The 17770-nt window shown below is 68.7% G+C and carries 16 protein-coding genes and 2 pseudogenes; 12 read left to right on the top strand and 6 right to left on the bottom strand.

The window, feature by feature from the left end; all coding sequences use genetic code 11:
- The first annotated feature begins 171 nt into the window (after positions 1–171).
- Positions 172–387, top strand: a complete 216-nt coding sequence (locus tag ABZ937_RS25250) for a hypothetical protein (RefSeq protein ID WP_361695541.1) — start codon at positions 172–174, stop codon at positions 385–387.
- 263 nt (positions 388–650) lie between these two features.
- Here ABZ937_RS25250 and ABZ937_RS25245 read toward each other — a convergent pair whose 3' ends face one another.
- The gene (locus tag ABZ937_RS25245) at positions 651–1913 is read right to left on the bottom strand and encodes a cytochrome P450 (RefSeq protein ID WP_361695539.1); all 1263 of its coding nucleotides are present in this window, start codon (positions 1911–1913) and stop codon (positions 651–653) included.
- A 380-nt stretch (positions 1914–2293) separates the two neighbouring features.
- Between ABZ937_RS25245 and ABZ937_RS25240 the strand changes: the two genes are divergently transcribed.
- On the top strand, positions 2294–2947 hold the full coding sequence (locus ABZ937_RS25240) for a GNAT family N-acetyltransferase (RefSeq protein ID WP_361695537.1): 654 nt from the start codon (positions 2294–2296) through the stop codon (positions 2945–2947).
- A gap of 432 nt (positions 2948–3379) precedes the next feature.
- Here ABZ937_RS25240 and ABZ937_RS25235 read toward each other — a convergent pair whose 3' ends face one another.
- Entirely contained in the window at positions 3380–4492 is a 1113-nt protein-coding gene (locus ABZ937_RS25235) for an oxygenase MpaB family protein (RefSeq protein WP_361695535.1), read from the bottom strand.
- A 145-nt stretch (positions 4493–4637) separates the two neighbouring features.
- Positions 4638–4757: pseudogene (locus tag ABZ937_RS25230) on the bottom strand (IS5/IS1182 family transposase); the annotation flags it as partial.
- 39 nt (positions 4758–4796) lie between these two features.
- On the opposite strand from ABZ937_RS25230, the gene ABZ937_RS25225 reads away from it, so the two are divergent.
- The 3 genes from ABZ937_RS25225 (at position 4797) to ABZ937_RS25215 (ending at position 6097) form a co-directional block, all read left to right on the top strand.
- Positions 4797–5072: a hypothetical protein gene (locus tag ABZ937_RS25225; RefSeq protein ID WP_361695533.1), complete on the top strand. Its 276-nt coding sequence runs from the start codon at positions 4797–4799 to the stop codon at positions 5070–5072.
- Between the two features lie 153 nt (positions 5073–5225).
- A complete protein-coding gene (locus tag ABZ937_RS25220) occupies positions 5226–5675 on the top strand; it encodes a hypothetical protein (RefSeq protein ID WP_361695531.1) in 450 nt (149 codons plus the stop codon).
- A 92-nt stretch (positions 5676–5767) separates the two neighbouring features.
- Positions 5768–6097, top strand: coding sequence for a hypothetical protein (locus tag ABZ937_RS25215; protein ID WP_361695529.1), 330 nt, complete (start codon positions 5768–5770; stop codon positions 6095–6097).
- 59 nt (positions 6098–6156) lie between these two features.
- On the opposite strand, the gene ABZ937_RS25210 is transcribed toward ABZ937_RS25215, so the two are convergent.
- A complete protein-coding gene (locus ABZ937_RS25210; protein WP_361695527.1) occupies positions 6157–9792 on the bottom strand; it encodes a hypothetical protein in 3636 nt (1211 codons plus the stop codon).
- A gap of 403 nt (positions 9793–10195) precedes the next feature.
- On the opposite strand from ABZ937_RS25210, the gene ABZ937_RS25205 reads away from it, so the two are divergent.
- The 7 genes from ABZ937_RS25205 to ABZ937_RS25175 all read left to right on the top strand — a co-directional run bounded on the left by ABZ937_RS25205 (position 10196) and on the right by ABZ937_RS25175 (position 15937).
- Positions 10196–10726, top strand: a complete 531-nt coding sequence (locus ABZ937_RS25205; RefSeq protein ID WP_361695525.1) for a peptidoglycan-binding domain-containing protein — start codon at positions 10196–10198, stop codon at positions 10724–10726.
- 223 nt (positions 10727–10949) lie between these two features.
- Positions 10950–11516: a SigE family RNA polymerase sigma factor gene (locus tag ABZ937_RS25200; RefSeq protein ID WP_361695523.1), complete on the top strand. Its 567-nt coding sequence runs from the start codon at positions 10950–10952 to the stop codon at positions 11514–11516.
- 83 nt (positions 11517–11599) lie between these two features.
- Positions 11600–12004 carry a hypothetical protein gene (locus ABZ937_RS25195; protein ID WP_361695521.1) on the top strand — a complete coding sequence of 135 codons (405 nt, stop codon included), beginning with the start codon at positions 11600–11602 and terminating at the stop codon, positions 12002–12004.
- Complete coding sequence (locus ABZ937_RS25190) at positions 12001–13314, top strand: caspase family protein (RefSeq protein WP_361695519.1); 1314 nt, start codon at positions 12001–12003, stop codon at positions 13312–13314. The genes ABZ937_RS25195 and ABZ937_RS25190 overlap by 4 nt, the downstream gene beginning before the upstream one ends.
- 752 nt (positions 13315–14066) lie before the next feature.
- A complete protein-coding gene (locus ABZ937_RS25185) occupies positions 14067–14633 on the top strand; it encodes a hypothetical protein (RefSeq protein WP_361695517.1) in 567 nt (188 codons plus the stop codon).
- Positions 14634–14845: 212 nt separating this feature from the next.
- The gene (locus ABZ937_RS25180) at positions 14846–15421 is read left to right on the top strand and encodes a hypothetical protein (protein WP_361695515.1); all 576 of its coding nucleotides are present in this window, start codon (positions 14846–14848) and stop codon (positions 15419–15421) included.
- A gap of 306 nt (positions 15422–15727) precedes the next feature.
- On the top strand, positions 15728–15937 hold the full coding sequence (locus tag ABZ937_RS25175; protein ID WP_361695513.1) for a hypothetical protein: 210 nt from the start codon (positions 15728–15730) through the stop codon (positions 15935–15937).
- Between the two features lie 275 nt (positions 15938–16212).
- Here the strand turns inward: ABZ937_RS25175 and ABZ937_RS25170 are convergent, their stop codons facing one another.
- Both ABZ937_RS25170 and ABZ937_RS25165 read right to left on the bottom strand, forming a co-directional pair.
- Positions 16213–16992: a hypothetical protein gene (locus ABZ937_RS25170; RefSeq protein WP_361695511.1), complete on the bottom strand. Its 780-nt coding sequence runs from the start codon at positions 16990–16992 to the stop codon at positions 16213–16215.
- A gap of 231 nt (positions 16993–17223) precedes the next feature.
- A pseudogene (locus ABZ937_RS25165) lies at positions 17224–17770 on the bottom strand (IS5 family transposase); the annotation flags it as partial.

The raw sequence follows: 17770 nt of genomic DNA, 5'->3' as shown, positions 1-17770 counted from the left end.
GTACGGGCGGTTCCGCACCTGCGGCATCCGCCCGTACAGGTCAGGGCCCTCGAATCCCAGGGCCGTCGCCAGCGACGCCAGGGTCGCGTGGACGCGCGCGTTGCCACGGTCCGCCCGTTCGCGGTGTTCGGCCGGCCAGTCCGCCGGCCGAAGTCCTCGGGGCCGTAGAGCATGAGGGCCGCCTCCTCGGGGTGGGCGCGCTCGCTGCCGGCGAAGCCGGCCGAGGTGGGAGCGTTGATCGACGGGCTGGCGAGTGAGAACGACAGGCTCTGGCCGAAGGCGCCGTGGCTGCCGATGCGGCTGGACCGGCCGCTGGGGTCGGGGACCAGGGGCGGGCACGGCCCGGTCCGCTACCGAGTGGCCGCCTATGTCCCGTCCGTCTGGTGAGGTTCGCCTTCACCGCGCCACGCGGCTTCGACGGCTTCCATGACTTCGCGGTCCTGACCGACAGGGGGCGGACGGACCCGGTGACCGGCTGGTCCCACCGGCCGACCCGTACGGCGCGGAACGCGTCGGCGACCAGGGGCGTTCCACGAACGCTGTTGTGGAACCGGGTCCCCATCCTCGGGTGGGTGCGCCGGTCGGCGCGGGTGCCGATACTCGCCCTGTGTCCGTTGACCGCCATCACCGTGATCGCCTGGGAACGTGCCTCAGAGCCGGACCGGGCGCACCAGGCGGACCGGGAGCGCTTCGACGCTGTTGCCGATGAAGCTGCGCTGGCGGGGCAGTTCGGCCTCGGGGACAGCGAGGTCGAGGTCCGGGAAGCGGGTGAAGAGCCGTTCCAGGGCGATCGTGGCCTCGAGGCGGGCGAGCGGGGCGCCCACGCAGTAGTGCGCACCCTGGCCGAAGGAGAGGTGCCGGGCCGCGCCGGGCCGGGTGACGTCGAAGCGGTCGGCGTCCGGGCCGTGGAAAGCCTCGTCGCGCCCGGCGGCGGTGTAGCCGGCGAGGACCGGGGTGCCCTGCGGGATCACGGTGCCGCCGAGGGTCAGATCGCGGGTCGGGTAGCGGAAGGGGAACCAGCTGACCGGGCCGTCCCAGCGCAGCGTCTCGTCCACCACGTCCGACCAGGTGGCCCGGCCGTCCAGGACCAGCGCCAGCTGGTCGCGGTGGGTGCACAGTGCCCGTACCGCATTGCTGATGAGATTGAGGGTGGTCTCGTGGCCGGCGACCAGCATCAGGCGCATCGTGCCGATGAGTTCGGCCTCGCTGAGCCGGTCGCCGCCGTCCTCACGGGCGGCTATCAGGGCGCTGGTCAGGTCGTCACCGGGGGCGGCCCGGCGGGCGGCCGCGATCGTGCCGAGCAGCTCGACGAGCTCGCGTACGGCGGCCATCACCTCCGCCGGGGTGGTGTCGGTGGCGATGATCACCGTGTAGGTGAGGTCGTGCAGCCGGCCGCGGTGCTCGGGGTCCACGCCGAGCAGTTCGCAGATGACGCTCATCGGGAGCGGGAGCGCGAAGTGGGTGCGGAGGTCCGCGATGCCGTCCGGGTCCTCGGCGGCGGCCCGGCCGAGGTCGTCGAGGAAGCCGGCGGTCAGCTCCTCGATACGAGGCCGTAGCCGCTCTACCTGCCGGGCGGTGAAGGCGTTGCCGACGAGGGAGCGCAGCCGGCGGTGGTCGGCGCCGTCGGCGGTGTGCATGCCCTGGGCGTTGGCGAAGACCCGTAGCGGCCAGTCCGCGGGGATCGTGCCGTCGTTCAGGGCCGGGCAGTGGCGGGCGTCCTTGGCCACGTCCGGGTGGGAGAGGAACTCCTTGAGCGCGTCGTGCCCCAGGACGACCGCTGCGGGCACCCCGCCGGGCAGGACGATGTCCGCAACGGGCCCCCGGGCCCGCAGGTCGGCGTTCAGGGCGTGCGGGCAGCCGCCGGTGGGGTCGACGACGTGGGCGGGTGTGGGAGCGGGGGTGTGGGACGACAAGCCGGGACTCCTGACAGTGTGAACGAATACCGGCCAACAGTGCGATGTCGAAGGCCCCTTGTACAAGTCCGCCCCGCCGACGTCTCGGCCGAGGGTGGTCCGGCCCGACCAGCCCGCTGGCTTCCGAAGCCGGGGACCGGCGACTCCAGCCTCGCCTGCCGTCTTCGAAGCCGGGGTCCTCGTCGGGGCCGGTGAGCGCGCGGTCGTGGTGGAGCAGTGCGAGCGCGCCGGGTGGTTCGGGGCCGTCGCCCAGTCGGTGAGGCGGGGGATCGACTCGGCGGCCTGGTCCGGGTGGCCGGCGCGTACCGCTGCCTTGACGAGATCGGGCAACAGCCGGGCGACAGCGCCGGATGGCCCACCCGGCCGCGCACTGCCTCCGGGTGGACGAGCGCGCTGTCGGCAGCGCCGAGCCCGAGGCCGAGCAGACCGAGGGCCCGGTGAGCGTGGGCGTCGGCGCGCTCCCGGGCCGCCTCGCCGAGGTCGACGCACCGGTCCTCGTCGCCGCGCAGGGCGGCCGGCGTCGCCAGGGCAGCCGGCGGCTGACCTGGATGGCGACGGAAGAGGACGGCACCGCGGTCGCCGTCGCCGGCCTGCGGCTGTTCACCCGGCCCGGACAGGAGCACCTGGCCGAGCTGGAACTGCACGCAGCCCCCGAACACCGCCACCGGGGCGCCGGATCCCGCCTGCTGTCGGCCGTCGCCGCCTGCCGTACGGAGAACCGGCGCAGCCTGGTCGTCGCGACCGGCGCCGACGGCCCGGGCGAAGCCTTCGCCGAGCGGTGGCACTCCAAGCCGGTCCTGACCCTCGACCACCTGGTCCTGGAGCTCGGCCGACTGGACCAGGACGCGATCCGGGCGAGTCGCCGACGCCGAGCACCCCGGCCACCGGCTCACCGTCGGCTACACCGAAGTCGTCCTCCCTCACGGCGCGTCGCCGCGAGCCCAGCAGTACGACACCGCGGTCGTGCCCGCGCACCGAGGGCATGGTCCGGGGCTGTGGCTGAAGGCCGCGATGCTGCGCCGGCTGCGCGCTGAACACCCCGGTGTCACCGAGGTCGAGACCGACAACGCCGAGGACAACGTCCACATGCTGGCCGCCAACGCGGGGACCGAGGTGTGCGCGGTACGCGGGTTGACCGCGCGGGGGGAGACAGGCGGGACACCGGTTTGCGCGCCCGCAGGGGGGACCGGCAGGCGCCGTGGGCGATGCGGTGATCCTTGCGCCCTCTCAGTGCGAGGACGACCTCGCCCGGCGCTTCACCTGCATTGCGCCGCTGAAGCAGGCACGGTTACTTCTCCGGCCGAGCGTCGTGACCCCCCACGGTCGCCGGAGGCCCGATCGGATGCCGCCCTCTACCTGTCCATGATCTCCTGACCCACCGCTGTCACGGGACACATCGCGACCGGAATCAGGTGGGATGCCTGCCGGAACTCTCCGGGTGGTGGCGGGAGCGCGGCGGCGCCTCGTCAGGCCGGTTCCGTGAGGCCGGTGGGGACTTGCCATTCGTAGCGGCGGCCCTTGTTGGTCAGGCGCAGGCCGTTCTTGAACACGGCGAGCCCCAGTTCGCTGGCGGCCTTCGCGACGAGCGGGGCGGTGTCGCCGGTCTTGCCGTAGCCGAAGTTCATCACGGACCCGGCATCGAGCGCGGTCTTGGTGTAGTCCGCTGCCGGAACGTTGACGAGGTCGGCGGCCTTGTCTCCGGCCAGGTGACGGATGAGGGTGGGCCCGGCACCGGCGAAGGCCGGTCCGGGCAGTACCTCGCGGATGAAGTCGAGGATCGCCTTGGTCAGGGTGATGCCGGCCTGCGACGGTTTCTGCTGGCGCTTCAGGATGGTGTCGAACAGGTCCGCGCCGTCGTCGAAGGCGGGCGGGTTGAGCTGCTGGTCGACGCCCAGGACATGCCCGACGACCCGCCATACGTGGAAGAACGCGTCCCGGTCCTGGCGCGGCAGGTCGACGCCGAGGCGCGCCAGCCCCCGGGGGATGACGATCGAGAAGCTCATCAGTGTCCCGGCCAGGTCCTCCTGGTTGACCGGCAGTCCCCAGGCCCGGTTCCAGTCGTCCTGGCGACTGACGTGGTAGCGCATGGTGGCGTGGAGCAGGCGGATCTTCTGGGCCGAGCGCAGCCCGTGCCCCCGCGGTCCCAGGCCGCCGTCGTCGAGGACGTCGACGACGAACTGCGAGGTCTCCATCAGCCTGCGGTACACCCCCGAGGTCAGCCGCTGCGAGCGCGCGAGCACCTCGGCGCCGTCACCGCACCCGTAGCACAGGGGGAGTGAACTGCAGAGCAGCGTCGCGACGATCAGCGCCTCGTAGCGGCCCAGAAGGGCCCGACCGCGCTCGATCAGTGCTGGATCGGCCCACTGGGGTAGTACCGAGGTCGCCTCGAAGTAGTCCTGGAGCCGCGGCGGCAGAGTGGCGGGCAGCGCCTCACTGTTCTTGTCGAAGCCGCGCAGGGCCTGCCGCACGTCATCCTGTCTGCCCAGTTCGTAGATCTCGGTGATTGCGGCGTCGCCTGCCCCGTCACCCTTCTGCCGCATCCGGTCCAGTACTTCGTCCGTCCACACACCGGCAGGCATCTTCGGCCTCCTCGAAAGCAGGTCAACGACCAGGAGCCCCATCCCTATCAGCCCGCAGCGATCCAGAGTGGGATCGTCACCCGTACGCGGGAAGGAGCTGCGGCGTGCTCTTCTGCCCGGATGATCTTTGAGTCCCGTCTCCATGCACTTCCCGGTCACCATGTCGGCGCCGACCGCCACCTTGAGGCCGGATCGGCGCCTCCGGCACCACTCGCTGGAACAACTCCCACAGCTCATCCGGCACCAGCCGCTCAACGATTCCCACACCGGCAGGCTGTCGAAGCCGCCAAACGCCGTTCTCCGGTTGGTCGACCTGCTCAGGGCACGCCGGACAGGCGAGAAGGTCGCGGTCGGGCCCGGCGCCGACCGGCTGCACGCCGGTCTGGACACGGTCATCTCGACCATGAACGCGGACCCCGTCCTACGGGCGCAGATCGCCGATGAACAGGCCGAGGCAGCCCTGCTCGCAACCCAGTTCACCAACCTCCACCTGGGAACCATCGACCACTGCATGTTCGACGCCCCGGAGGCCGAGTGCCAGAACGAACTGCCCGCCGATCAGCGCGCCACGGCCCCCTGATTGGCGCCTGCCAACCCGACCTCTGCCGCAACTCCGTGATCACCCGACGACACGCTCCGATCTGGATCGCCGAGGAAGACGACCTCACAGCCAGAGCCCAGGCCCAGGACCCGACCTTGTCCCCACCCGGCCGCGAAGCCGTCCTGATCCGTCTTGCCGACGTCCGGCGCATCACCCGCGCGCTTCGACAAGAAGGAGTCACCCGCGGATGCCGGTGTCCGCCAAGACCGCCACCAAGCTCCGCGAGGCCATGGCCCGGCTACTGGCCGGCGAGCCCTGCACACCGACGGCGCCCTCACCAAGGAGAACCTCGCCCAAGAAGCCCAGGTCAGCCACGCGACCGTCCACCGCGCCGACGACATCCTCGCCGAGTGGAACGCCAAGGTCGCCCGCCCAGTCCTCCGCACCCCCGGCGAGGTCACCCGGGACGAGACGATCGCCCAGCTCCGCAAGCAGCTTCGTGAGGCGAGAGCCGAGATCACGCAGCTCAACGGCACACTCGACGCCCTCGCGACGGTGACCGCGAACATCTACCACGAGAACCAGGCCCTGAAGAAGCGCGACAACGACCGAAGACTCGCCCCTCACCCCGCCTCCGACTGAGCATGCGCCGAAGGAGAAGGGGTCACGCAGGCAGTCGAACATATGCGCCGTGAGTAGCGTGCCGAGCACCGCGTGGCGCCACTTGCGTGCACTTGGACGGGTTCACCGCGAAATCGGCGTTCGAACACGGTCGCATAGCAACCGGGTTCAGTCTGGGTGCTGAGCAGCTCCAGGGCTTCCAGGTAGACGGCCAGGGCCTCGGCGTAGGCGTCTTCCTGGCCGCTGCTCCCCGAAGTCTCGAAGGACTGGCCCAGGCCATGGAAGCGAACGGCCCGTCGCGCGCAATTCATGGTGCTCCTGTTCTGGGTCAGGAGCACCTTGGTTTGGTCCAGGACGGCTCGCGCCTGTGTGCGATCGCCACAGCCGATGAGGCAATCGCCGAAGGCGATCATGGTCGTGGTCAGGTCGCTGATGAACAGTGATCCGGACCGTACGGGCCGATCCCTCCGTCTGTCAGGTTGGCGGTGCGCGCCGGGAGGAATCAGCAGGTCTTACGGTAGGGCATCTCGGGAAGGTACGTCTTCCAGTCAGCCCGGGACAGCGGGGCGCCCGCGCGTTCGCAGACGGTGGCTGCAACTTGGTCCGGGTCGATCACGTTTTTATGCCAGGCCACATGCTCACCTGCTGAATAGACGGTCTTGTCGTCCGGGCTGAAAGCGGCGGACAGGATTCCGTCCCCGGCGGTCGGTAATGACGAGCCAAGGGGTTGCTGAGAGGCCACGTCCCACAGCTGCAGCGTGCCCTGTGATCCTGCCACTGCCAATGTGCTGCCGTCATGGGAGAATGCCAGTGCGGCTATTCCTTCCAGGTCTTCCTGGCGGCCGCTGCTGAAGCTGCCGGTGAGTACTCCCAGTCGGTGGCGGATTGCTCCGTCCCACAGAGCTACTCGGCCATCTCCGTCCTGGACCGCAAGGTATTTTCCGTTTGCGCTGAACGCGAATACGGCGTCACCGAAACCGTCGAGCGCTTCCCTTCCTGAACGTGAACTGATCATCTTGCTGCTGTTGGTGAGCAGCAACCTCCCGTCGGAAGTGATAGCCGTCAATTCTCCACCTGCACCGGTTGTGGTGCCGTCTTTGGTGTAGTGGAGAGTTTCCAAAGTTTTACCGCTCCGCACGTCACGGACGGTGACGCCATTGTGCTGCATTTCCGTCGTCATTATTTTCTTGCCGTCCGGACTCAACAACATTCCCGTGAGGCCAGATTCCGGGTCCACTCTGGCCATCGAGAAGGTGTTGATTACCCGGTGTTGAGGGACACTCCACACCTGAATATGGTCGGGATATGAGACATTTTCCATATCTCCCATCCCGTATGCGAACGTCTTTCCGTTGGCGCTGAGTGACATGAGTTCGATTGGCTCAACCGCCTCAGCCGGGGGCGGGAGGGCGATCCGCGGCGGCCGTGTGATGACGTGCCCGTCGACTGCATCGCGCAGTTCGAACTGTTCGCTGCGCCCGTGTCTCCAGGCCCGCCCTATGGTGGTGCCGTCGGCGCTGAAGACTGCATAACGGGCCGACTGCTGATGCCAATCAGAGTCCGCTGTTGGTCCCATGTCAAGCGAGTTCACGATGGTGTCTGCTGTCAGGTTGTCGCTGACGTAACGGATTTCGCGGCTTTCCATGTCCAGATGCAGGTCGCTCGTGGATTGCGTGACCAGCGGATATCGTAATACCGGAGCTTCCGGGTGACTCACCCGCCAGAGCAGGATTTCACTGGAGCCGGCACTGGCGATGAACCGGCCGTCCTTGCTGAAAGAAAATGCGCTCAGCGAGCGCTGCGGGAGGGCTGCAAGCTTCCTGCCCGAGGGAAGCTCCCACCGCTGGATACTTTGCCCGTCATCGAAAACCAATGAGTGGCCGTCCGGGCTGATCTCCATGCCATAAGCAGTGTCCTGAGGATCTGGTACGCACAGCTTTTTTGGAAACCAGTCGCTGGCTAGCCGTGCGTCTCGTCGTACATCCCATAATTCCAACGGGCCATGCTGCGGACAGTACGCGAGAAGACGTCCGTCCGGACTGGCGGCCATATAGGTGAAGGTGTCACGCAAGATCTTCCGGACGAACAGACGTCGTTGATGCCGTATGTCCCACAGTTCGATCCGGCCTCTGTTGCCGACGACCAGTGTCTGGCCGTCAGCGCCGAAATGGTGTCCTGCCCAGTTTCCAGGCAGCCGGTCCTGGGCCGGCCCGACCGCATGCCCGCGAAAGCGTCCCTGACGGATGTCCCACAGTCTGAGGCCCACCCCGTGCACGGTGACCAGCAGACTGCGTGCATCAGGGGTCATATCAACAAGGTTGTCAGCCTGCGTACCCAGACCTTTGAAGGTGCCGATCCTGCGGTGCGTCGCCACATCCCACACCACGATCTGACGCGCTTCGGCAAAGACCAGGGTCCGGCCGTCGGCGCTGAAGAACTGCTGGGCGTCAGCATCGGCGGGGGGTGCAAAGGGTGCTTCCTCCCGCTGGGTCATGGCGCCGATCAATGCGGCACGCGTCTCGGGGGTATGACTCGTCTTCCAGGCGGCAACGGCAAGCTGCATCGCCGTGGCCGGGTCGGAGGAGCGCAAGCTGGTGGCGACCGCAGCAGCCCGGCGAGCGACTGTCTGGGTGTGTTGTTGCTGACTAGCCTTGTCTTGCTGCCAGGCAATCACTCCGGCCACAAGGGCGAGGCACAGCAGGACGGCCATCGAGGTGACTACGGCTCGCAGCCGGTGACGTTGCTTCCTGCTGCTGGCACGACTCGCGGCCAGGAAGGCACATTCGAGGCGGGTGAGTCCGTTCTCAGGTTCCGACGCAAACGCCTCCTCCGCCGCGTCCAGCCGTAGTCCCCGGTACAAGGTGCCCGGATCCCGTCCGAGCTCGTCCCAGGCCCGGGCGTCCTGGCTCAATCGGCGGTGCAGGACGAGACGTTCCCGGTCGCCCTCGATCCAGCTACGCAGTCGCGGCCAGGCGGTGAGGAGTGCTTCATGGGCGAGATCGACCGCGTCATCGTCCATGGTGATCAGGCGGGCTCGGGCCAGATGTTCGAGGACGGTTCTGGTGTTGGCGGGATCACCGAAGTCGAATTCCGCATTGTGGGCGGGGCGGCGAGTGTCCGGGGCTCCCTCGCCGGGGCTGATCAGACGCAGAAGGATTCGGCGCACCAGGTCGCACTGGGCGGGGCTGAAGCCTTTGTAGATGTCCTCGGCGGTGCGGGCGATGGCACCGTGGAGGCCGCCGGCCGCCTCGTATGCCTCCTGGGTGAGGGCGCGGCCCTTGCGGCGGTGCCAGGTTTCCAGCAGGGCGTGCGACATCAGTGGCAAGGCGCCGGGTTCGTCTTCGACCTCGTCGAGGATGCGGGCGGTCAGGGCTCGCTCCACGATCATCCCCGCGGCTTGGGCGGGTTTGGTGATGGCCTCGCGTAACTCGTCGCGGCTCATGGGTCCGGCCAGCACGGTCGCGTCCTGTAACGCGGCGGTCAGGGCAGGGTGTTCGGCGCAGCGGCCGAGGAAGTCGGCCCTCACGGCGATGACGACGCGCAGACGACTCGCAGCATCGGTGGCGATCAGCAGTCGGTCGATGAACTGGTCGCGCTCCGCCGGGTCGGTGCAGAGGGTGTAGAGCTCTTCGAACTGGTCGACGATCAGCCACGTCTCACCGTCGGCGTCCTTCGGCAGCAGCCGTTGCTCATGGACGCGCAGAGGATGGTCCCCTGGAGTGAGGACGCGTACGGCGGCTGGCTGCGGGCCGGTCGCCTCCAGGCTGCGCAAGCGCGGGATGAGGCCAGCGCGCAGCAGGGAGGATTTGCCGCTGCCCGACGGACCGAAGACAGCAGTGAAACGACGCGAGCGCGTCAGTTCGAGCAGGCGGTCGGTGAGCTGGTCGCGGCCGAAGAACAGGTCGGCGTCCCGGGGCTCGAAGCGCGCCAGCCCCCGATAGGGAGGCTCCGCACCTTCGTCTGAGGGGCGAGGACGAGCAGCCTCCTCCGCGGCTGCCGCACGCCACCGCGCCTCCCACTCCTCCTGCTCGCCGCCGCAGGCTTGGACGTAGGCCAGGACGACCGGCAGGGTCGGCAGCCGCTCTCCCGCAGCAGCCTGCGACAGCGTGCTTGCCCCCTGCCTGGTGCGCTGCGCCATCGACCGGTACGTCGGACTCCCGGCCTCCGTCCGGAGTTTGCGTAACTCGGCAGCGAACCGCTGAACCGGCCCGGCGTTTGGATCCAATGGGCTTTCCGGACGACCCGCCATGGACGACTCACCTCCCCCGTCCCGCTTCCCCCGCGGACGCGGCGCGATCGCCCGCACGCTACGCACGTTCGCGGCGGAAGAGCAAACAGCAGGCGCCTTCTTCGGTCACCGTCGCACAGCCGGAGGCGTGACCTGCGGTGGCGCCATTGATCAGGGCGGCAGAGACGGCTGCCCATTCAATTCCCGGCCCGCTGAACTCGATGACGAAAGGCCCCGCAGCGAGCACGGCGCCGGCCCTGCTCGTCGCCGCGCAGGCTCGAGGCCATCAGGATCACGACAAAGGAGCAGCACTGTGACTTCACATATGACGCGGGCCAAGCTGATCGCATGCTCGATCGGCGCGTTGACCGCCGCGACCTTGGCGCTGAGCGCCTCCCCGGCCTCCGCAAGCGGTACCTACAGCGGTCAACCCTACGTCTACGGCGCCGGTGCCTTCTCGAACGACTGGGACGACGAGGGCATCCTGTCGACGGGCACCAACACCGCCTCCAACGCCACCTGCCTGTGGCAGAAGATCCTTTGGGCGGACGGCAACCTCACCTCCGCCTCGGACATCGACGGCGTCTTCGGCTCCCAGACCAAGGACGCCACCAAGGCGTGGCAGAGCGACTGGGAGTCCAGCCCCGACGGGGTGGTCGGAAAGGAGACCTTCGGGAAGGCGGGCGACTGGCTGCGGGACACAGACGGCGACGGAGCCGTCGACACGTACATCGGCACCGAACATGTGATCAGCGTCAGCCGAGACGACCAAGGCCGGTACCACTTCTACGACGGTGACGGCAACGGACGGATCGCCGGCTACGACTACCGGACCTGCAGCTGAACCCTGCGCGCCTCTCTCGTGCGGCCTCGCGGTCGCACGAGGGGTGACAGGCCGGCACGTGCCGCTGTGAGCCTGGCTCGCCGATGCAGAGGACATCGCGAGCCGGGCGACGAGTTCCTCTCCGCTGGTCCGCACGACGCGCGGCCGATGTCTTACGGGGGTATGCATCGGCCGCGCCGCGGTTCTCCTGCCGTTCACGGCCATCCACGAAAGGCATTCAACCGTGCATGCGCGTACACACCCTGACCCGGCGCTGGACTTCGACGAGTACGTGCGTAGGCGGCATGACGCTCTGCTGCGCAGTGCCCGGAGCCTGGTCCGCGATCCACTGGACGCTCAGGATCTGCTGCAGACCGCGCTGCTGCGAACGTATGGTCGCTGGGATGACATAGTGGACAAGCAGCTCGCGGACGCCTATGTCCGCCGCGTCATGATCAACACTCGCACGGAGTGGTGGCGGGCCCAGAAGCTGCAGGAGCTCCCCATCGAGCAGTTTCCGGACGCGCCCGTCGGGGACTGCGCCGAGCAGCAGGTCCACCGCGCCCTGTTGATGGACATCCTGCGAGTGCTGGCGCCCCAACAACGCAGCGTCGTGGTGCTGCGGCACTGGGAGCAGATGACCACAGAGGAGACGGCCACCGCCCTCGGCATGGCGCCTGGAACGGTCAAGAGCACTCTGCACCGGGCGCTCGCCCGGCTCCGTCAGGAGCTGCAGCGCCGCGACCCCGACTCCGCTTCGACGTCAGCCGCCGGCCGTGGATGCCCACCGGCTGGCCGCCGGGCACGCTGATGCGCGGGCCGCTCCGCAGCCCCGGCGCCAACGGATATGAGGTGTCCGGGGTGTTCAGTCGCTGTTGTTGGCACGATGACCCCATGGAGAAATGCGAGGACAGCGAGACGCCGTCTGCACGCTGCACCTTGAGGGTGCGGTTGTCCGCCGATCCGGGTGCGGAGGCGGAGACGCATCTGGTGTCGCTGCGAGATTGGCTGGCCGCGGAAGAGGCGCTGCGCGGCCGGGTGGAGCTGCTGGGCCGGACGACGCAGCCGGGGCAGATGGGGGCCGCGCTGGACGTGCTGGCGGTGGCGCTGGGCTCCGGCGGAGCCGGAGCCGTGCTGGCCCGGTCCTTGTCGACCTGGCTGGTGCAACGCCGTGCAGACGTCACCGTGCACATGAGCCGCGGCGATGGGCGGGAGGTAACCGTGGAGGTCCGCCGGACCAGCGATCCCCAGGCGGTGATCGGGGCGGTCGGGCAGCTGCTGGAGGGCGAGGAGGAGTGAGGCAGAGCGCGCCGCGCTTCCCCGATGGTGACGCTTCCCGGGCGGTCCTCATCGGGTGCAGCGACTTCGACGACATCGATCTGCCCGCGATTCCCGCCGTGAAGTCCAACCTCACCGACCTCCGCTCCGCACTCACGGATCAGACACACGGAATCCTGCCTCCGGAACACTGCCGGGTGCTGGCAGATCCAGCCGATCACCGCAGCGTCGGCATGGCACTCGCCCAAGCCGCACGCGAGGCAGACGACCTGCTGCTCGTCTACTACACCGGACACGGGCTCCTGGACGAGGACGGGCTGCTCCACCTCGCCCTGTCCTCCACGGACCCCGGACATGTCGGCTTCACCGGCGTCCCGGCCGACCTGGTCAAGCGTTACCTCGGCCGGGCCCGGGCACGCCTGCGGGTCCTGGTGCTGGACTGCTGCTTCTCCGGCCGCGCGGTGGCCGCCATGACCGAATCGGGCAGCCTGCTGTCGGCCCAACTCGAAGTGAGCGGCACCTACACCCTCACCTCCACCACGGCCACCGCACCCTCCCACGCGCCGCCCGGGCAACGGCACAGCGCCTTCACCGCCGCCCTGCTGGACGCGCTGAACCAGCCGGAACCGCTCACCCTGGACGACATCCACCAGCACATCGACACCGTGCTCCACGGGATGGGGCTGCCGCGGCCGCAGCGGCGCTCCGTCAACGCCGCCGGGGACCTCGCCCTCGTCCGTGGCCCCGTCCAGCCGCAGGCAGGGCCGCAGACCGGCAACGAGGGAGAGATCCGCTTCCGGCAGCAGCCGCCCGTCCCGCCGGCCAATCGCCTCCGCGACACCGTCCTGTACATCCTGATGCTCGCTGTGCTCATCGCGACGGGCGTGCTGTTCGAGGGGTGGTTCGCGACCTTGATCGCCGCTGCCGGTACAGCCCTCTTCCTCGGTCTGGTCCTCCTCCTGCTCTTGCTTCGAAGAGACGTCCACTACGACCTTGTCGTCAACGGCGACGGGTTGGGCACCGAGCACGGGACACACTCAGCTCACATGCCGTGGAAGGATGTCGAGTTCGTCGGTGTACTGCGCAGGGCGCCGGGGACCGTACTGGTCCCCAACGTGCTCATCGTGCGCCTGAAGGCCGACGCACCGCGCCCGACAGGGTTCCACAAAAGGCTCAACCGACGTCTCCCGGACCAGCGCTACGTCATCGCGGGAATGTTGGGTACCTACGGCGCCGACCCCATGCGCCTGCGCTCGGCGATCGAACACTTCGCTGGCGGCCTATACCGCACCGACCAACAGCTGCTGGAGATGGACCCACGGCTGCGCTGAGGGGCGGAGTCGGCAAGCCCCGGCTTGATAGCGCGATCTAGGGACAGCCGTCCGTTGAGACAGCTCATGCGCTGAGACTCCCGAACTGTTCCTAACGCCCGTCCGGTGGAGGGCGGGTTCAGGCTGTCGTTGACGCGATCATCGACGGGCCATGTCCTCGGCCTGGGGACGGCTGCCCGCGAGCTACTCGAAGAGAACCACTCACCCTTCCGCTACGAGCCCACCGACCGCCTGTTCTAGTTACGCCTCCTTCACCGACTGGTTCCGCGCAACTGCTGTCTGGAGACAGTGGTGTAGCCCGGTTGAACAGGTGCCACAGGGCTTGAGCATGCCAGTCCCGGCCGAGCGTCGGCGCCGACAGCGCGCGTTGGCGCCCTGCGGCCCGCGCTGGTCCTCGGCGTTCATCAGCCCGGTCTGCCGGCCGACCAGGCTGCGTACGGACGGCGGCTGCCGGAGGAGTTCGAGCTGCACGACCTGCCGGTCGGCAGCGTCGAGGACGCCTTCAGGCCGGCGAGATCAACTGGGACAGCCTGCGCTCACGGTCATCGGGCCCGGGCAGCTGTGCTGAAACCGGCCGGGCCGCCCCGATGAGATTGGCGGCGGCCACCGTCTGCCCCTGCGGACGAGGCGGTCTACAGCACGCGGGGTCTTCACCCCGGCTTTTGGCAGCTGGGCTGGACCTGGCACGGTTCCTCTCCGGCCCTGCCGACCCATTCACGGGCACCAGCTGGGGTTCCAGTAGCGTCCGTCCCATGATTGCCCTTGACGCCCTCGTTCGCCTCTGCCCCCCGCCCGCCGAACGGCCACCCGCGGTGGACTGGGCGCTGGCTGAGCGTGCCCTGGGTGCGGCTCTGCCCGCGGACTACAAGCAGCTCGTCGAGACGTACGGCGACGGGATCTTCGACGACACGATCTGGCTCCTCGTTCCCGACTCCGCCTACAGCGACTGCGACCTGCATGCGCAGACGACGGAACGGGACGAGATCCTGGCCGACCTGTGGGAGATGGGTGAGGAGAAGCCCGCCGGCCTGCTGGAGGCAGGGGCGCGGGTACTGCCGTGGGCGTTCGAGGAGGGCACGGGGGCGTTTCTGTACTGGCTGGCACGGCCTGGACAGCACCCCGATGAATGGACCGTGCTCTACAACGAGGGACGCGGCCCGCTGTGGGAGCACCACGACACCGGATGTCTCGCCTTCGTTTTTGCGGTACTCACAGGAACGGCGAAAACGGAGTACTTCGGCTACCTCTACGACGAGCTGAAGCTGACGGAGCACCGCTTCATGACGGCCGACCAGACCCTCGGAGCGTGCCGGCGCTGACGCCGTCCGGTCTCTGTCGACGACTCTGGTGAGCTCGGACTGGACGACGTCGTCGGCGTCCGGGTCGCACACCGTGCACGGGGCTGCGGCGCCGGGCAGCTGGAGACGGCAAGATTCCCTGTTTGCCCTTGTCTGGCGTACAACCTTCCGTTCCGTGGGCCGTCTAACCCGGCATCAGAGTTACGCGACCAAGCGCGACCGAGGGGGACAGGATGCGACGTGTCAGAGCGGCAGTGGCGGTGCTCGTGCTCGCGGGCGCCACGCTGGGGACGGCGGCGAGTACCGCGGGCGCGGCCCCGGCGGAGGGGCCGCGCGCGGCGGTGGCCTGCGCGACGGGCTGGGGCAGCGGCGCCAAGGGTGGTGCCACCATGGGGGCGGATCACCTGGAGGACATCAGGACCGGACAGCACGAGTGCTACGACCGCATCGTGTTCGACGTGCCCGGCGGCGGCGACCGGATCAGCTACCACGTCCAGTACGTGGACCGGTTCTACGTGGACCCCTCGGACGAGTACATACCCGTTGCCGGCGGGGCGATCCTCGACATCCGCGTCGGCGCGTGGAGCTACGACCTGGAGGCCGGCGTACCGACCTACCCGGGGGAGGTGGGTGAGGCCCTGCCTGGCGTGAACATCAGCGGGTACCGCACCTTCCGGGACACCCGGTTCGGCGGAACCTTCGAGGGCCAGACGCAGGTCGGCCTCGGTGTACGCGCCCGACTTCCGTTCCGCGTGACCCAGCTGCACGACCGGGTCGTGGTCGACGTGGCCCACAGCTGGACGAGCTAGCCCACGCCCGGCCCGGCATGGACGCCACAGTCCTCGTTTCCCTTGCCGCCCAGCTCAGTGCGGGTCCTACGTTCTAGGGGCGGCGGGCTCGGGCCGGAAACTCCTCTAGCTCGTCAAGCGGCCCGTGTGCGGGGGCGTGGCGCATCCGCACACGGGCGATCGTGTGGAGTGCGTGGAGCGGCAGAGGAACTGCACTCCGCCTTCCATCACGCACCGCCGCGATGCGCAGGCCCGAACGCCTCCCTCGCGCGGCTGTGCGGTCGGTGGATGCGCTACCTCGCTGCTCGCGTCGCCCGGAGCTCAGTGATGGCCTTCTTTCCCGGAGACCTCTCCCACGCCCCGTACGCCCTCGTCATCGTCTGTGGCATCGCCCTCCTCGTGCTGTGGATCGCCTCGAACCGCAGTCGACGTGATGCCGGGTTCGCTTCGAAGGCACACCTGCGACGGCAACTGTCCGCCAAGGCAGTGCTGCGGGCCACCGAGATACGGCCGTCGCTGGGCAAGAGCAGGCAGTAGTCCCGCCCTTCGGTGCGACTGACCAAGGGCCTGAGCAGCTCGCTTTGATCGGGGATCCGTCACCGGTCCGTATCCCGGCGGCCGAGTGATCGGGATGTCTGGCCGACGAGTCGGTTCGCTCCCGGTACTGGGCGAAGGTGCACCGTACGCCATCGGAGTCGGACTGCTGGTTCTGATTCGCTGGGATATCAGACACGGGACACGCCAGTTTTCGATCTTTCGGCGAGTCTGCGGTAGCAGAAGAGGGTACAGGCGGCGATGTTGGTCGCACGCGCTCAGCCGGCCGAAGTGTTCTGTGTCGCCTCGCGTGCTTCGGTGAGGGCTCGCTGCCTGAGGTTGCCGCCGAGCAACTGAATCGTGGTGGCGGCCAGGATGTCGTCTCTGCCGATGGTCCGCCCGTCCCCCCTGCGGGTGGACGGGGCCCGGAGGGAATCCTTGAGGAACGGGGGTGGGGCCGGTTCGCCCGACATCACTGGGGTGACCGTACCGAAACGTTTGGCCCCGCCCTCGCGGACGACCATGGCCGCGTCCCGGGCGAGGTCCGTCAGGAACACGCTCGCGATTCCGTCCAGGTCGCGGACCATCGCTGGGACGGCCGTCGCGCCCTGGCTCCGCAGCAGCTTCTTGACCCCGGCCTCGAACCTGTGGGCGCCGACCACGGCACTTGGTTTGCGCGACTTGCTGCGCTTACGAGAAGGCACGATGACACCCTCGGCGTCGTACAGGACACCGGTCATGCCTTGAAACGTCGGGCTGTGGTCGTACCACTTGTTCCCCACCTCGAGCTCGACGTTCCGGTCGATCGCGGAGAGAAGGTCCCCGGGAATCAGCTTCTTGCGGGCCTCCTCCGCCGCCGCTCTCCTCGCGCCGTCGATGATATCCGTCAGCACTGTCCGCGTCACCGACGCGGCGGCCCACGCGGCCGACCGAGAGACGTGCATCGAGGTCACGTCCCTGAACACCGCTTTGACGAGAGAAGGCTTGAACGGCGAGACATCCACGGCCGAGGCGGTCTCGGGACCGCTGCGCTCACGGCGTGCGGGCTGTGTGGTCATAGGAAGAAACGCTCCCTGCTGTCGGAGTTGTCAGAGGCCCACACTTCACCACGCAGACCCGCTCGCTTCCTCCATCCTCCGTCGAAGCGGCACCCGGTCAAGGGCCTGACGGGCACATCCCGACGGCCGGGCCGATGATTGCGGTAGCCACCTCTCGCACGCCCTCGTACCGTGGCCTCTGCGTCCTCCGTCCGGCTGCACCCCGTTCTCCCTGCGCCGCTTTTACAACGGCTAACACAATGAGGCGAGTTGACGGTGGGTGATGAGGCAGCAGGCGAGTTTGAGGAACGCTTCGTGGATGTCGGCCCGGCGTTCCCATCGGATCCGCAGGCGCCGGAAGCCGTGCAGCCAGGCGAAGGTCCGCTCGATCACCCAGCGGTAGGTACCCAGGCCGGTGCCGTGCCGGGTCCCGCGGCGGGCGATCGCCGGGACGATGCCGCGGGCGCGGACCTGGTCGCGATAGATGTCGTGGTCGTAGCCGCGGTCCGCGAGGAGCGAGTCGGGTCTGCGGCGGGGCCGGCCGATGCGGCCACGGACCGGCGGGATCGCATCGAGCAGGGGCAGGAGCTGGGTGACGTCGTTGCGGTTGCCGCCGGTCAGCAGGACCGCGAGCGGAGTGCCGTGCCCGTCGGTGATCAAGTGGTGTTTCGAGCCTGTCCGGCCCCGGTCGACCGGCGAGGGGCCCGTGCGGCTCCCCCTTTCAGCGCTCTGACGTGGGAGGAGTCGACCACGCAGCGGGACCAGTCCAGCCGCGAGGCTGCGTTCAGTTCGGCCAGCA

The sequence above is a fragment of the Streptomyces sp. NPDC046727 genome (assembly GCF_040645635.1).
In the GTDB taxonomy this organism is placed as follows: Bacteria; Actinomycetota; Actinomycetes; order Streptomycetales; family Streptomycetaceae; genus Streptomyces.
Note: the sequence above shows the minus strand (reverse complement) of the source record. Positions and strands in the feature narration are given on the sequence as shown.

Bases quoted from the DNA above. Each gene is read 5' to 3' on its own strand.
- ABZ937_RS25180 (WP_361695515.1), top strand. From the start codon at position 14,846: ATGCGACGTGTCAGAGCGGCAGTGGCGGTGCTCGTGCTCGCGGGCGCC.
- ABZ937_RS25210 (WP_361695527.1), bottom strand. From the start codon at position 9,792: ATGGCGCAGCGCACCAGGCAGGGGGCAAGCACGCTGTCGCAGGCTGCT.
- ABZ937_RS25185 (WP_361695517.1), top strand. From the start codon at position 14,067: ATGATTGCCCTTGACGCCCTCGTTCGCCTCTGCCCCCCGCCCGCCGAA.
- ABZ937_RS25250 (WP_361695541.1), top strand. From the start codon at position 172: ATGAGGGCCGCCTCCTCGGGGTGGGCGCGCTCGCTGCCGGCGAAGCCG.
- ABZ937_RS25235 (WP_361695535.1), bottom strand. From the start codon at position 4,492: ATGCCTGCCGGTGTGTGGACGGACGAAGTACTGGACCGGATGCGGCAG.
- ABZ937_RS25170 (WP_361695511.1), bottom strand. From the start codon at position 16,992: ATGACCACACAGCCCGCACGCCGTGAGCGCAGCGGTCCCGAGACCGCC.
- ABZ937_RS25195 (WP_361695521.1), top strand. From the start codon at position 11,600: ATGGAGAAATGCGAGGACAGCGAGACGCCGTCTGCACGCTGCACCTTG.
- ABZ937_RS25175 (WP_361695513.1), top strand. From the start codon at position 15,728: ATGGCCTTCTTTCCCGGAGACCTCTCCCACGCCCCGTACGCCCTCGTC.